This window comes from Fluviibacter sp., assembly GCF_057744235.1.
Genome location: NZ_JBIJFP010000002.1, coordinates 52,315 through 66,386, shown reverse-complemented (window position 1 = coordinate 66,386; position 14,072 = coordinate 52,315). Strand labels below are relative to the sequence as shown.

Below are 14,072 nucleotides of genomic sequence, written 5' to 3'. Positions count from 1 at the left end.
GTGTTTGATGGACGTTCACTGACCGTGCAGGAGCGCGGATCCATCTGGAACTGGCGTGGCTGGGGCCCCTTGCGGGCCCTGGCCATTGCTGCTTTGACGCTGATCCCTTTGCTGGTAGTGTTGGCCTCCTTTTTTGATCCGCAGCCCGAGATTTGGTCTCACCTGACGGCCTATGTGCTACCCGGCGTGTTGCTCAATACCGCGATACTGATCTCTGGCGTTGGTGCCGGTGTGCTGTTTCTGGGGGTGCCACTGGCCTGGCTAACAGCCGTGTGTGATTTCCCGGGCCGGAAATTTTTCTCCTGGGGCCTGATGCTGCCTTTGGCGATGCCCGCCTATGTGCTGGCTTTCGTACAGGTAGGTTTGCTTGACTTCACCGGCCCCGTACAGACGCTGCTGCGCGGTTGGCTGGGGGCCACCCCCTGGTTCCCACCTATCCGTTCAACTGGCGGCGTGGTACTGGTATTAACCCTAGCGTTTTACCCGTATGTCTACCTGCTGGCGCGCAACGCCTTTGTGACACAAGGCCTGCGGGCGGTCGAAGCGGCCCAGGCTCTGGGTTACACCCGTTTCCAGGCATTCTGGAAAGTGGCTTTGCCGATGGCGCGACCCTGGATCGCTGGTGGCATGACCCTGGCACTGATGGAAACCCTGGCGGATTTCGGTAGCGTTTCGATCTTCAGTTTTGATACCTTTACAACGGCGATTTACAAAGCCTGGTTTTCGTTGTTCAACCTGGCCGCCGCTAGCCAGCTAGCCTCGCTGCTGGTGCTGTTTGTGCTCGTGCTGGCTGCCGTAGATCAGCGTTTGCGCCATAACAGGCGCTATGCCAATAAAAGCTTTAGCCCTGTGCGTATTCGCTTGAGTGGCGGCGCCCGTTGGGGCGCAGTGGTGTTCTGTAGCCTAGTGTTTGCGATAGCTTTTGCGGTGCCGATGGTGCAACTGCTGGTCTGGGTGGCCGATGTCTGGCAAACGGACTTTGATGCGCGCTATCCGGTATTCCTCCTGCATTCCATCTGGTTGGCAGGTCTGGCGGCCGTCACGGTGACGGTGCTGGGTTTGCTGCTCAGCGCCATTCGCCAGCACCATAAAGACGAGATCACGCAGTGGGTCGTGCGACTGGCCACACTCGGTTACGCTATCCCCGGTACGGTATTGGCCGTGGGGGTCTTTATCCCGGTCGCCTGGTTGGATAACCAGCTGATTGCCCTGGCGGGTGCACTGGGTTGGGAAGTGTCGCAGATTCTTAAAGGTTCGTTACTGGTGATGCTGCTGGCCCTGTCGGCCCGTTTTCTGGCAGTGGCGTTTCAACCGATCGATGCCGCCATGCAGCGCATTACCCGCAATCAGGGCAATGCGGCCCGCTCCCTGGGCTTATCGCCACGACAGGTCCTCTTCCGGTTACAGCTGCCGATGGTGCGCGGCGGTTTGCTGACTGCCGTACTGATTGTCTTTGTGGATGTCATGAAGGAAATGCCGATTACGCTGATGACACGTCCCTTCGGCTGGGATACGCTGGCCGTACGTGTTTTCGAGATGACGTCCGAGGGGATGTGGGATCGGGCAGCCTTACCCAGCCTGGCCATTGTGCTGGCAGGTCTGTTACCGGTTATTCTGTTGGTCAGGAAATCCGAGTCCGGTTTTCACTGATGCATTGAAGATGAGTATGGATGCGCTGATTCTTGATTCGGTCGTTTTGGGCTATGCCGGTAAACCGGTCGTCAGTGGGTTGTCATTTTCTTTGGCACCCGGCGAAATCGGCTGTCTGCTTGGGGGGTCCGGGTGCGGTAAAACGACCGTATTACGCGCCATCGCCGGTTTCGAACCGTTGCAATCCGGGCGTATTGCACTGAATGGTCACTGGGTGGCCGATGCAGGTTGGCAGCTGGCACCCGAGCGCCGCCAGATTGGCATGGTGTTTCAGGACTACGCGTTGTTTCCGCATATGTCGGTGGCGGATAACGTCGCGTTTGGTTTACGCGACTGGGCCGGCGCTGACAAACGGCACCGGGTTGAAGAAATGCTGGCATTGGTGGGGTTGGCCGATGCCGGACAGCGTTATCCGCACCAGTTGTCGGGGGGGCAGCAGCAACGGGTCGCGCTGGCGCGGGCCCTGGCCCCGGGACCGACCTTGCTTTTGCTTGATGAGCCGTTCTCCAATCTCGATGTGGAACTGCGCGAGCGGCTCTCGATCGATGTGCACCATATACTGAAGGCCACCGGCACTACCGCGTTGCTGGTGACCCATAACCAGCAGGAGGCCTTTGCCATGGCCGATCGTGTGGGGGTGATGGTTGATGGCCAGTTGCAGCAGTGGTCGTCGCCTTATGCGCTATATCATGAGCCGGCAACACGGCACATCGCCACCTTCGTCGGTGACGGGGTGTTTCTGCCGGCCAGGGTGAGCGGCCACAACTGCATCAGTTTTGAACTCGGCGAGCTTTGCCGTATCCAGCCGGTGGATGTGCCGCAAGGTGAGGGCGTTGATGTATTGATCCGTCCGGATGACATTCAACACGATGACAGCAGCCCCGTACGGGCCCGGGTTCTGGAGCGGGTGTTCCGGGGCGCAGCCTTTCTCTATACGCTTGAGCTACCCTCAGGGGATCGCGTCCTCTCACTGGTGCCGAGTCATCATGATCATGCCGTGGGAGAAATGATCGGCATTCGGCTGGAAATCGATCATCTGGTCGCATTTCCGGCGGTGAATAACGCGCCTGACAGGGTATAAAATGCGCAGGAAGCTGATTCTGTCTTACAGGTTCTGGCTTCCGGGTTTGCTGCTGGTGATCGCAGAAATGGCAGCCGCGGGTGGTGCCTTGCGGGATAGTGAAGGCCGTTTCCAGAACCGTTATGCCGACCTGTCCCGCAGCCAGGGGTTTTTGCGCTGGCAATGGGATCGGGTTACTGAGGGACTGCCGAAGCGGGCGCAGATTCCGACACCGGTGGTATCGCCGGATCTGGTAAAAATCAGGACGCCACAGAGCGATGTTCAGGTGACCTGGATCGGCCACTCAAGTCTGCTCTATCAGATCGATGGCCGCAATCTGCTGCTTGACCCGGTGTATGCAGCGTATGCCTCTCCTGTGCCACCACTCGGCCCCAAACGTGCGCAGCCGCCCGGGGTGCCCTTCGAGCATTTGCCGCACATTGATGCCGTGTTGATTTCCCACAACCACTACGATCATCTGGATTTGGCTACAGTGCGTCAGCTCATGCTGCAACCCGGGGGGGCGCCCACCTTTTATGTGCCTTTGGGCGTTGATGCGTGGTTTGCCGAGCATGTGCCCGGTTCGAAGATTGCCGGCCCCGATAGAAATGTGATTGCCATGGATTGGGACGATGCTTCGGTTCTGGCCGGTCCGCATTTATCGAGCCCCTTAAGCCTACGATTTCTTGCCGTCCAGCATTGGGCCGCACGCTCTCCCTTTGACCGGAATGAAACGCTCTGGGGGAGCTGGGCGATTGAACATCCGAAGTTCCGCTTCTGGTTTTCCGGAGACTTTGCCTATTCCCGGGATATCGATGATCTGGCGAGAGATCATGCGGGGTTTGATCTGGCGGCAATTGCTATCGGTGTTTATGAACCCCGATGGTTTATGGGGCGGGCGCATGTCGATCCGTTCGAAGCGGTCAAAACCTTTCAGACGATCAAGGCAAAACAGGCCATCGGCATTCACTGGGGTACCTTTGACGGGCTCAGTGACGAGCCACTGGATCAGCCACCGCGCGAGTTGGCCAAGGCGCGAGCAGAGGCCGGTGTCACTGAAGAACAGTTTATATTGATGGCTGTTGGAGAGACTCGTGGCTTTGCGGGTCACACTGCTGTTTCAGCCCGGAGGGTATCACCGTGACGCAAATTTACCATCAGCCCATTGCCACCCGAATCGACTGGCTGGCCGATCTGGCTGAGCGGCACGGAGAGGCCTACCGGAACCCGGAAGCGGCTTTGGCGAGAACACGGTATCTGAGTCAGCATCCGACAGCGATTGGCGTCTTCAAGTGTATGGATGGACGAATCAATCTGCCCGTGGCGACGGGGATGCCGGTAGGGATTCTGATGCCCTTCCGTAACCTGGGTGGTCGTTTTGATCTGGGCTGGCCCCATCTCGGCGAGGTGGTGACCCAGTATGTGCTGGATCGGGTACGAGAAGGCCGGCGTATCTTGTTTATGCTGACGTACCATTATTCGAAGTCTGATACTCACCGGGGTTGTGCCGGATTCGGCTATGACCGCGCCGCCGCGTTTGCGCATACCCAGCAGATCCGGCAGCAAATGACCTCCGTTTTCGGTGATGGCCATGACACGGTGTACCCTCTCGTTTGCGGTTTCGAGACGGATGAAGAGGCACTGGTGTTGCATGGGGATGATGCGCAGGATGGTGTCCTCGATGTTGCCGCGCTTTTAGCGGATGGTTCGGCAAGCGATGCCAAAAACCTCATGCATCGCCTGGATCGGTTGTTTCCCGATATGCCGGGCGGTGTGAAGGCGGATCTACTGCCCCTCCTACAAGGGAATCTCCACCATGTGGCGGAGATGCGCGAACAGTTACGCTCTGGCGCACGACAACTGGATATTGAACACCGGGAGTGGATGATCTGCCTGGGCCGAGGATTCGACTTCCTGCACACGCCCAATCTGGCGTTGATCATCGGGCCTTATAGTCCTAACTTGGCCGAACCCATCATCAAGGCGGCAGGCATCATTGAAGCGAATATGCGTTCAGGCCGGATTCCGGACGATGGTTTTCTGCTTTTTTCGTCAGTGCCATTTGAAAGCATCGGGGTCGATCGTGCCCGGGCCGCCTTGAAAGCCCGGTTTCTATCAGGATTTGCACGACAGGTGATTGCCGAAACCTATCCTCAGCTCGCCACCAGAATGGTCGATCGTACCGCCGTGATGGATTGGAATGCCCGCCGCCTTAGCTGGCTTTAGACCTATTCGGGGAGTTCGTCGTAAGAGGTTTCCAGCTGATCCAGCATGTTGTGCAGAATCTGACGTACCTGTTGTTCGCTACAGCCGAGCAGAAGCGCGTCATCCAGTGTTTCCTGGGCCAGGGTGCGTAGCTCAACCAGATTCTCATTGAGAACCTTGATCTTTTCAACGCAGGCCACAGGGGCGCCACTCGGTTTTTGCCAGGTTGGAAACGACGTCATCCACGAATTCTATCGCAGCTCCCCGGAATCACCGATCCGCGGTATCAGTTTCACCCGTGCTGTATATATCTGGTAGTATATTGAAAATAAAATCTATAAAACAATCAATCTCCCCAGGATCAACTATGGCCCTTAAAAAACCAAAACCCGCTGAGACGGGAACTACCAAGGTAAAAACGCCGGCCAATGCGCCGGTGCTGGATCTGGACTGGATGCGCTCCCAGGCTGCGCAGGTCGTGTCCTTGCTGAAGGTTATTGGTAACCCTGACCGCTTGCTACTGCTATGTCAGATGCTGGAAGGCGAGTATTCGGTCGGAGAACTCGAAGAGCTGCTGAATATCCAGCAGCCAACGCTGTCGCAGCAGCTTGGTGTGTTGCGCAATGAAGGCTTTGTCGCAACGCGACGCGATGGCAAATACATCTATTACCGTGTGGCGCATCCGCATGTTCAGGTCATCCTGGAAACCCTGCATCGCCTCTACTGCACCACACCGCCGACAGCCAAAGCGAAGACGCGTGCTACTTCGAACAAGGGTTGTGCTGCATGACCATTGATTGGGATGCGTTTACGCTCAGTGCCGCTATTTCGGCACTGATGGGTGGTGGCATGATCGGCCTGGCCGCTGTGTGGCTGGCCTGGACCAATGGGCGTATTGCCGGTATCAGTGGCATTCTGGGCCATCTGATCGAATTACTGGTGCAACAAAAACGAGAGCATTTTGGCTGGCGTGTGGCGTTTCTGCTGGGGCTGGTTGGCGCACCTTCGCTCTGGCTCGTATTCGGCGCCTTGCCGTCGTCCGTGCAGCAGACGGGCACAGTGGGTCTGATCCTCGGTGGCCTGCTCGTTGGTTTGGGCACGCGTTATGCGAATGGCTGCACCAGTGGCCATGGTATCTGTGGCTTGTCACGTTTTTCCGGTCGCTCACTGATGGCCGTGTGCAGTTTCATGGGGGCTGCCATGGTGACTGTTTTTGTGATGCGCCATGTGGTTGGAAACTAAGCAATGAATCGTATTGGACAATGGGTAACGGCGGGCCTGGCCGGTCTCTTGCTGGGCTTGGGGCTGATTCTTTCCGGTATGGCAAACCCTGCCAAAGTGGTGGGCTTCCTGGATGTAGCTGGCCCCTGGGATCCGTCTCTGGGACTGGTCATGGGTGGGGGTCTCATGGTTGGTAGTATCGGATTTGCGTTGCTCAGGAAACAGCCTAAAACGCTGCTGGGTGAGCCCTTGAATCTGCCGGTCAGCCGCAAGATCGACCTGCGGCTCATCGCCGGGTCCGTATTGTTCGGAATCGGCTGGGGAATTACCGGGATCTGTCCGGGGCCCGGACTGGTCCTGCTCGGTGCCGGTGTGCCGGAAGGGCTGATTTATATGGCCAGTTTGTTGGCCGGTATGACGCTCTACAGCGTCATCGAAAAACTGAGGTCGTACGCCTGAGGTCGTTTCGGATCTGGCAATCGTTTGACGCAGTGCCTTGCCTTGGCTAGACTCGCTGCTCCTTGCTTTACCAAATTCCCAACAGATTCCGGAGTCAGACCATGAGCGATAACAACAACCCCGTCCTGGCCCTCATTGATGAACAGGTGAAAGGCCATCCGGTCGTCCTGTATATGAAGGGTACCCCGCAGTTTCCGCAGTGCGGTTTTTCGCAGCGCGCCTGCAAGCTGCTGCGCGAAAGCGGTGTCAGTAAGTTCTACAGCGTGAATGTCCTGGAAAATCCTGAGATTCGTGAAGGCGTCAAAGTCTATGCCAACTGGCCGACCATCCCGCAGCTCTATGTGAATGGTGAATTCATTGGTGGTAGCGACATCATGATGGAAATGTTCCAGGCCGGTGAGCTGCAGGCACTGCTGGCCGATCTGAAAAACTGAGCGTGACGATGGACGCCTTCCTGATTGCCACCGGGGTAGTGGCGCTGGCAGAAATCGGCGATAAAACACAATTGTTGTCGCTGGTGTTGGCTGCGCGCTACCGTTCGCCGTGGGCCATCAGTGCCGGCATTTTTGTTGCGACGCTACTGAATCATGCGTTGGCGGCGCTGGTGGGCGAATCGGTCTTTGAGTGGATCGGTCCGGACTGGATGCGCTGGATTGTCGGTTTGTCGTTTATCGCCATGGCGGTCTGGACGTTGATTCCTGATCGACTCGACGAAGACGAAGAAAACGTGGCCGAGAAAAATCTGCGGCGTTATGGCGTCTTTGTCATGACCACCGTCATTTTCTTTCTGCTGGAGATGGGCGACAAGACCCAGATTGCTACCGCAATTCTCGCTGCCCGCTTTAACGATCTGTTGCCGGTTGTGATGGGTACCACGGTGGGCATGCTGCTGGCTAATGTGCCGCTGGTGTTTTTTGGCAACATCCTGTTGCGCAAGATCCGCATTGAGCTGGTACACCGGGTGACGGCGGTACTGTTCCTAATCCTGGGTCTTTTGACCCTGTCGGGTGTGTCGATCAGTTAAACAGGATTCAGATGTTGAAAATGCGATAGGAAATGACATAGAAACCGCCATAGAACAAGGCCCCGGTCATCGACGCGGGGCCTTGTTCTGAATGGCGAAACGAGGTTTCTAGGGGGCAGTCAGGCCAGTCGTTTTTTGGCGCGTTCAATGGCGGCTTTGACCTGATTCGGTGCCGTACCGCCAATATGGTTACGGGCAGCCAGCGAGCCAGTAATTGTCAGTGCGTGTCCGACATCCGATTCGATCAGTGCCGAGAATGTCTGGAGTTCAGCCAGTGTCAGATCGGCCAGATCCACACCGCGTTTTTCGGCGGCTTTGACGGCCAGGCCAACCACTTCATGGGCTTCGCGGAAAGGCAGGCCCTTGCGGACCAGGTAGTCGGCCAGGTCGGTCGCCGTGGCGTAACCCTGCAGTAGGGCATTGGCCATCGGTTCGGGCCGTACATTGATGCCCGGCACCAGATCGACAAAGATGCGCAGTGTATCGGTCAGCGTATCGACGGCATCGAACAGGGGCTCCTTGTCTTCCTGGTTATCCTTGTTATAGGCCAGTGGCTGCCCCTTCATGAGAACCAGCAGGGTGTTCAGATCGCCGATGACGCGGCCGGTCTTGCCGCGGGCCAGTTCCGGCACGTCCGGGTTCTTTTTCTGCGGCATGATCGACGAACCGGTGCAGAAGCGATCGGCCAGCATCACGAAGCCGAAGCGTGGTGTCATCCACAGGACGAGTTCTTCGGAGAAGCGCGAGAGGTGAATCATGGCCAGTGATGCGGCGGCGCAGAATTCGATGGCGAAGTCGCGATCGGAAACCGCATCAAGCGAGTTTTCGCAGACGGCTTCAAAGCCCAGTTGCTCAGCCACGAAATGGCGGTCAATCGGGTAGGTGGTGCCCGCCAGAGCAGCGCTGCCCAGCGGCAGGCGATTCACCCGGCGACGCAGGTCGGTCAGGCGTTCTGCATCCCGAGCCAGCATTTCGACATAGGCCATCAGATGATGGCCAAAGCTGACGGGTTGCGCAACCTGCAGGTGGGTAAAACCGGGCATCGGCGTTGCGGCGTGTTGTTCGGCCAGGGTCACCAGCGCCAGTTGCAGACGCTTGAAGAGCTCAATCAGGCCATCAATGCTGTCACGCAGCCACAGACGGATATCGGTGGCCACCTGGTCATTACGGGAGCGTCCGGTGTGCAGGCGTTTACCGGCATCGCCGACCAGGCTGGTCAGGCGGTGTTCGATGTTGAGGTGCACATCTTCCAGATCCAGAGACCACGTGAATTCACCCCGTTCAAGTTCACCGAGAATCTGTGCCATGCCGCGCTCGATGTCGGCCAGGTCCTGAGCGCTGATGATCTGTTGTTTGGCCAGCATCCGGGCATGCGCCAGTGAGCCTCGGATATCCTGTTGCCATAGCCGCTGATCAAAGTTCACCGAGGCGGTATAGCGTTTGACCAGATCCGACATCGGTTCATCAAAACGGCCGGCCCAGGTGTAGGGCGTGGAAGCTTGGGGGTTTTCGTGGGCAGACATGGCAGCAATGGGCCTTGAGCGGCTGAAGTGGCTGTAAACCCCGCATTATAAGGGATGCCGCGTGCTACGATTACATAAATCCGAGGGTGTATTTGCCCTGCTGCTTTGTGAAACTGCTTATGTCGACGCCACTTGTTATTGCCTCCCGTGAATCCCGCCTTGCCATGTGGCAGGCCGAGCATGTTCAGGCCCGCCTGCAGGCCCAGAACCCGGATCGCGATGTCCGGATTCTCGGGATGACTACGCGGGGCGACCAGATTCTTGATCGGCCGCTGGCGGCCATTGGTGGCAAGGGCCTCTTTATTAAAGAGCTGGAAGTTGCGATGGCCGAAGGGCGGGCCGATCTGGCCGTGCATTCCATGAAGGATGTGCCCATGGAAATGCCTGAAGGCTTTGTGCTGGCCGCCATTAGCGAGCGTGAAGACCCGCGCGATGCTTTGGTCAGCCCACGTTACGAGTCTCTGGCAGCATTGCCGGAGGGCGCTGTCGTAGGGACCTCCAGTTTGCGCCGTGAAGCGCAGCTGCGCGCCAGGTTTCCGCATCTGGTTATTAAACCGCTGCGCGGTAACCTCGATACCCGCTTGCGCAAACTCGATGACGGCGAGTTTGATGCCATTATTCTGGCCGCTGCCGGCCTGGTTCGTTTAGGCCTGGCCGACCGGATCCGCGCTCGGATTGATCCGGCTGATATGCTGCCAGCGCCGGGGCAGGGAGCTCTGGGCATTGAAATTTGTGAAGGCCAACCCGTCATGCAGCATATTGCTGGCGGACTGGCCGATGCCGCCACGGCCGCCTGTGTCCGTGCGGAACGTGCGTTTTCGCGCCGTCTTGGCGGGAGCTGTCATCTGCCGATCGCCGGCTTTGCCGTGGTGGAGGGTGTGCAGCAGTTCTGGTTGCGGGGTCTGGTGGCCTCCGTGGACGGCACGAAGATTATCGCCGGGGAGTGTCGTGGCGACTGGGCTGAGGCCGAAACATTGGGAACAGCACTGGCAGAAACGCTCTTGGCACAGGGCGCTGCGGCACTTATTGACCAGATTAACGCCGGCTAAACCGTGATGCCATGCCACCGCTGACTGGACCGCTCAGCGGACACCATGTCCTGATTACCCGTCCGGCCGGGCAGGCCGACGCCTTAATGGCGGGGGTGCATGCGCTGGGTGGACAGGCGACCCATGTACCCTTTCTCAGTATCACCCCGGTGCGTGACCCGGCACTGGCGTTGATGGCGAGTGCCTTGACGACCTACCAGGCGGTGCTGTTTATCAGTGCCAATGCCGTGCAATGCGCCTGGTCAGCCCTCACGAATGGCACGCCGTGGCCGTCATCGCTGCCCGCCGCAACGGTGGGCCCGGGCACTGCCCGCCTATTGCGCGAACGCGGCGTGGCTGAGGTCCTGATGCCCGCGCAGCAATTTGATAGTGAAGGGTTGCTGGCACTGCCGTTCTTTGCGCCGGTGCATTGTGAGGGGCGCTCTTTTGCACTAATCCGCGGTGAGGGGGGAAGAGATCTGCTGGCGCAGCGTCTGCGTGCCATGGGGGCGCAGGTGGATGAAGCGGCCTGTTATCAGCGGGCGTTGAATCCTGCTGCGGTGCCACAGTTACAGACCCTCTTTCCGAACGAACCGGCTGGTCGGGCTGGGGTGGATGCAGCAACGGCGCCCTCTCTGGTGGTGGTGAGCAGTAGCGAATCCCTGCTGCGTCTCATGCAGGCGACGCCACGAAGTTTGGCCGAAAAATTCAGGTCTTTGCCCATGCTGGTGCCCCATGGCCGGATTGCCGAGGTCGCCAGGTCCCTGGGGTTTCGCCAGGTGACGGTCACCGCCGGTGGGGATCGCGGCATTCTGGAAGCGCTGCGAACGTATAATCAGACATCATCAATCACCGAATAGACAATGGACCAGCCATGAGTGATGCACAGACGACGGAAAGCACCCCTTCGGAGCCGGGTGTAACTCAGCGGCCACGACGGACAAACCGGGCTAAGCGCTGGGCAGTCATCATTCTCGGTGTGGGCGTGGTCGCGCTGCTTGCGCAGCAAGCCTGGACCTGGCGCCTTTGGGAAGGGCTGCAACGAGAGGAAGTGGCTTTGCCTGGTATGGCATCAGTCGATGACCGCTTGGCGGCGCTGGAGTCCGCTGTTGGCTCGCAACAGCAGATGCAGACCGAGATGGCATTGCTGCGCCAGGCGTTCATGCGTGATCGTTTGCTGTTGCAGGTGGATCGCCTTGAAGAGCAGATGGATGCCGGTTGGCAGATCTGGCTGCTGACAGGGCAGAGTAAAACGCTGGGTACGGCGCTGGAAAATGGCCAGCGCTGGCTGACCCAGGTGCCGATGCCGGAAGCTCAGGCGCTGAAGCTGGCGCTGACCAGGGATCTGACAGAGTTGCGCGGACGCCAGGTCGTGGACCTCCGTGACACGGTTCAGCAACTGGATGGCCTCATCGCCAGCGTCGACAAGCTGCCACTGTTGCAGGATAGAAGGTTGCCGCCGCCTGATCCGGGTCAGGCAAGTGCCAAAGCCGGTCATGCCGCACAGGGTGCAGTACAAACTGGGGCATCCGAGCCTGCCAGTCCGGAGACCTTGATGGAAAGGGCACGGCTTCTTGTCGCAGATGTGACGGCCAGCATCTGGCAATCGATCCGGCAGATGGTCCGTGTACAGCGCCTGGACCGTGCAGAACCCGGCCTCATTGCACCGGAGCAGAAAGTATTCCTGCAGCAGGGATTGCGTCTGCTGCTGCTGGACGCCCGCCATGCACTGGTTCAACGCAACACGGCGGTGTACCAGCAATCACTGGATCAAGCCCGCGCCTGGATAACCAAATACTGCGATACCGCCAATGCTCTGGTCGCGTCCGATCTGGAGTTACTGCAGGGTCTGAGAGCGGTTAATCCTGATCCGGCTACCGTGAGTCTGGAGGCCACCCGCCTGGCACTGACGGCATATCGTGCTGCATTGCTGGGGGGTGAAGCTTCGACATCCAGCCAACTGTCGCCAGACGCTGCCAATACCGATGCCACGGAGCCGGCACCAGCCAATGTCAGCCAGCCGCCGGCCGATGCGGCTGCTAAAGGAAGTGCAACATGAGAAAGTGGCTAATCTGGGGGCTGCTGCTCGGTACGCTGGCCGTGGCTGTGGCCGAACTCATGCATCGCAACGACGGCTACGCCATCATCGCGCTTTCGACATGGCGCATCGAGATGTCGCTGAACTTCCTGGTGCTGGCGATGCTGGCAAGCTTGCTGACCGGTGCCTTGCTGCTTAAGTTTTTGCAGGGTGCCTTGCGGCTACCGGCACGTATTGCCCGCTTTCGGGCGTTGCGTCGCGAACGCCGCGGCCAACAGGCCTTGCTCTCCTCACTACGTTTACTCATGGAGGGGCATTTCGATGCGGCCATAAAATCGGCCGAGCGTGCACGCAAAGCAGGCTTTGCGCCTGGTTACGCCGATCTACTGGCGGCACGAGCTGCGCAAGCGCTGGATGATCATGACCGGGCTGCTTTGTGGCTGGGCAGGGTTGATGCGGATGAACCGTTACTGATTGCAGCACGCATGGAGCAGGAGGCAGAAATGCTGGTGGCCCGACGTCAGTTCGAGCCTGCTTTACAGGTTTTGATGCTCGCCGAGCGCTTACCCCGGTCATCGCGCAGTACCGCGGCCATCCGTACCGAGCTGCGGGCCTTGCTCGGCACCGAGCGTTGGGAGGATGTCCTGTTGCAGGTGCGCGCCTTGCGGCCCCGTGACGGTTTGTCAGAACGCTTTGTAAGCCATTGCCGTCGGCAAGCGCATCTGGGCAATCTGCGGCACTATCAGAGCGATCAGCAACGCTTCAGTCTGTATCTAACCCAGATTCCGCATAAGGAATGTGACGGCGACCTGCTGGATGCTGCGGATATGATGTTGAGCCGCATGGTGGCTGATCAGTCGACGGCTCAGGCGCGTGCCTTTATCGATGCACAGAGGCATTAAGCCGAGAAGGCTTCAGGCGATTTAAGCCAGCCAGTCCTGATGCGGTAAAAAGTCGGTATACAGTGCCGCTTCGGCAGAGCCTGCTTCGGGTTGCCAGTCGTAACGCCACTTCACGATCGGTGGCATCGACATCAGAATGGATTCCGTGCGGCCCCCGGATTGGAGACCGAAGAGGGTACCACGGTCAAAGACCAGATTGAATTCGACATAGCGGCCGCGACGATACGCCTGGAAATCCCGTTCACGCTCGCCCCAGGGGGTGTCACGCCGGCGCTCGAGAATCGGCGTATAAGCTTGGACGAAGGCATCACCAACGGAACGCGTGAGCGCAAAGCTGGCGTCAAACCCCTGCTCGTTTAGGTCGTCGTAAAAAATGCCACCGACGCCACGGGCTTCATTGCGATGTTTCAGAAAGAAGTACTGGTCACACCAGTCCTTGAACCGTGGGTGATATTCTGCACCATGCGGCGCCAGTGCATCACGGCAGGTCTGGTGAAAATGCACGGCATCTTCACGGAAACCATAGTAGGGCGTCAGATCCATGCCACCCCCGAACCAGAAAACGGGTGCCACATCGGGCTGATCTTTGGGTGGGTGGGCCACGAAGTAGCGCACATTCATATGCGCTGTCGGGCAATAGGGGTTGCGTGGGTGCATGACCAGCGAGACGCCCATCGCTTCATAGGGTCGGCCGGCCAGCTCAGCGCGATGTGCCGATGCCGAGGGCGGTAACTGCTCACCCATCACGTGTGAAAAATTGACGCCGCCCCGCTCGATCAGATGGCCTTCTTCGATCAGGCAGGATGTGCCACCACCGCCTGCCGGGCGAGTCCAGCTATCACTCCGGAAAGGTTTGCCATCGAGCGACGAAAGCGCATGAACTATTCGCGACTGCAAATCCTGCAGATAGGTTTGAACGGCGATAGAACGTTCAACCCCTGTCAGCGCGCTCATCTTTTGTC

General features: G+C 58.6%; 16 protein-coding genes. 13 read left to right on the top strand and 3 right to left on the bottom strand.

The genetic code is table 11. The annotated features are described in order from the left end of the window. Genes AC3GOJ_RS01940 through AC3GOJ_RS01925 form a run of 4 tightly spaced genes read left to right on the top strand, consistent with a single transcriptional unit; the run spans position 1 to position 4,936 of the window. The gene (locus AC3GOJ_RS01940) at positions 1 to 1,650 is read left to right on the top strand and encodes an ABC transporter permease (RefSeq protein WP_488235774.1); all 1,650 of its coding nucleotides are present in this window, start codon (positions 1 to 3) and stop codon (positions 1,648 to 1,650) included. Positions 1,651 to 1,666: 16 nt separating this feature from the next. Then, entirely contained in the window at positions 1,667 to 2,731 is a 1,065-nt protein-coding gene (locus AC3GOJ_RS01935; RefSeq protein ID WP_488235929.1) for an ABC transporter ATP-binding protein, read from the top strand. A gap of 1 nt (position 2,732) precedes the next feature. Beyond that, positions 2,733 to 3,854: an MBL fold metallo-hydrolase gene (locus AC3GOJ_RS01930; RefSeq protein WP_488235773.1), complete on the top strand. Its 1,122-nt coding sequence runs from the start codon at positions 2,733 to 2,735 to the stop codon at positions 3,852 to 3,854. Then, a complete protein-coding gene (locus tag AC3GOJ_RS01925) occupies positions 3,851 to 4,936 on the top strand; it encodes a hypothetical protein (RefSeq protein ID WP_488235772.1) in 1,086 nt (361 codons plus the stop codon). The genes AC3GOJ_RS01930 and AC3GOJ_RS01925 overlap by 4 nt, the downstream gene beginning before the upstream one ends. Positions 4,937 to 4,938: 2 nt before the next feature. Here the strand turns inward: AC3GOJ_RS01925 and AC3GOJ_RS01920 are convergent, their stop codons facing one another. Next, entirely contained in the window at positions 4,939 to 5,157 is a 219-nt protein-coding gene (locus AC3GOJ_RS01920; protein WP_488235771.1) for a hypothetical protein, read from the bottom strand. A 125-nt stretch (positions 5,158 to 5,282) separates the two neighbouring features. Here AC3GOJ_RS01920 and AC3GOJ_RS01915 point away from each other — a divergent pair, with 125 nt between their 5' ends. The 5 genes from AC3GOJ_RS01915 to AC3GOJ_RS01895 all read left to right on the top strand — a co-directional run bounded on the left by AC3GOJ_RS01915 (position 5,283) and on the right by AC3GOJ_RS01895 (position 7,619). Beyond that, on the top strand, positions 5,283 to 5,705 hold the full coding sequence (locus AC3GOJ_RS01915) for an ArsR/SmtB family transcription factor (protein ID WP_488235770.1): 423 nt from the start codon (positions 5,283 to 5,285) through the stop codon (positions 5,703 to 5,705). Then, the gene (locus AC3GOJ_RS01910; protein WP_488235769.1) at positions 5,702 to 6,157 is read left to right on the top strand and encodes a YeeE/YedE family protein; all 456 of its coding nucleotides are present in this window, start codon (positions 5,702 to 5,704) and stop codon (positions 6,155 to 6,157) included. The genes AC3GOJ_RS01915 and AC3GOJ_RS01910 overlap by 4 nt, the downstream gene beginning before the upstream one ends. A 3-nt stretch (positions 6,158 to 6,160) precedes the next feature. Next, on the top strand, positions 6,161 to 6,595 hold the full coding sequence (locus AC3GOJ_RS01905; RefSeq protein ID WP_488235768.1) for a DUF6691 family protein: 435 nt from the start codon (positions 6,161 to 6,163) through the stop codon (positions 6,593 to 6,595). Positions 6,596 to 6,696: 101 nt separating this feature from the next. Continuing rightward, complete coding sequence (gene grxD, locus AC3GOJ_RS01900; protein WP_488235767.1) at positions 6,697 to 7,029, top strand: Grx4 family monothiol glutaredoxin; 333 nt, start codon at positions 6,697 to 6,699, stop codon at positions 7,027 to 7,029. A gap of 8 nt (positions 7,030 to 7,037) precedes the next feature. Then, on the top strand, positions 7,038 to 7,619 hold the full coding sequence (locus AC3GOJ_RS01895; RefSeq protein WP_488235766.1) for a TMEM165/GDT1 family protein: 582 nt from the start codon (positions 7,038 to 7,040) through the stop codon (positions 7,617 to 7,619). 119 nt (positions 7,620 to 7,738) lie between these two features. On the opposite strand, the gene argH is transcribed toward AC3GOJ_RS01895, so the two are convergent. Then, a complete protein-coding gene (gene argH / locus AC3GOJ_RS01890) occupies positions 7,739 to 9,142 on the bottom strand; it encodes an argininosuccinate lyase (RefSeq protein ID WP_488235765.1) in 1,404 nt (467 codons plus the stop codon). Between the two features lie 119 nt (positions 9,143 to 9,261). On the opposite strand from argH, the gene hemC reads away from it, so the two are divergent. Genes hemC through AC3GOJ_RS01870 form a run of 4 tightly spaced genes read left to right on the top strand, consistent with a single transcriptional unit; the run spans position 9,262 to position 13,110 of the window. Beyond that, the gene (hemC, locus tag AC3GOJ_RS01885) at positions 9,262 to 10,191 is read left to right on the top strand and encodes a hydroxymethylbilane synthase (RefSeq protein WP_488235764.1); all 930 of its coding nucleotides are present in this window, start codon (positions 9,262 to 9,264) and stop codon (positions 10,189 to 10,191) included. Between the two features lie 11 nt (positions 10,192 to 10,202). Continuing rightward, entirely contained in the window at positions 10,203 to 11,030 is an 828-nt protein-coding gene (locus tag AC3GOJ_RS01880) for a uroporphyrinogen-III synthase (RefSeq protein WP_488235763.1), read from the top strand. 14 nt (positions 11,031 to 11,044) lie between these two features. After that, complete coding sequence (locus AC3GOJ_RS01875; RefSeq protein ID WP_488235762.1) at positions 11,045 to 12,229, top strand: uroporphyrinogen-III C-methyltransferase; 1,185 nt, start codon at positions 11,045 to 11,047, stop codon at positions 12,227 to 12,229. Continuing rightward, complete coding sequence (locus AC3GOJ_RS01870) at positions 12,226 to 13,110, top strand: heme biosynthesis HemY N-terminal domain-containing protein (RefSeq protein WP_488235761.1); 885 nt, start codon at positions 12,226 to 12,228, stop codon at positions 13,108 to 13,110. Before AC3GOJ_RS01875 ends, AC3GOJ_RS01870 begins: the two co-directional genes overlap by 4 nt. A gap of 21 nt (positions 13,111 to 13,131) precedes the next feature. On the opposite strand, the gene hemF is transcribed toward AC3GOJ_RS01870, so the two are convergent. After that, complete coding sequence (hemF, locus tag AC3GOJ_RS01865) at positions 13,132 to 14,064, bottom strand: oxygen-dependent coproporphyrinogen oxidase (protein ID WP_488235760.1); 933 nt, start codon at positions 14,062 to 14,064, stop codon at positions 13,132 to 13,134. Between the last annotated feature and the right edge of the window lie 8 nt (positions 14,065 to 14,072).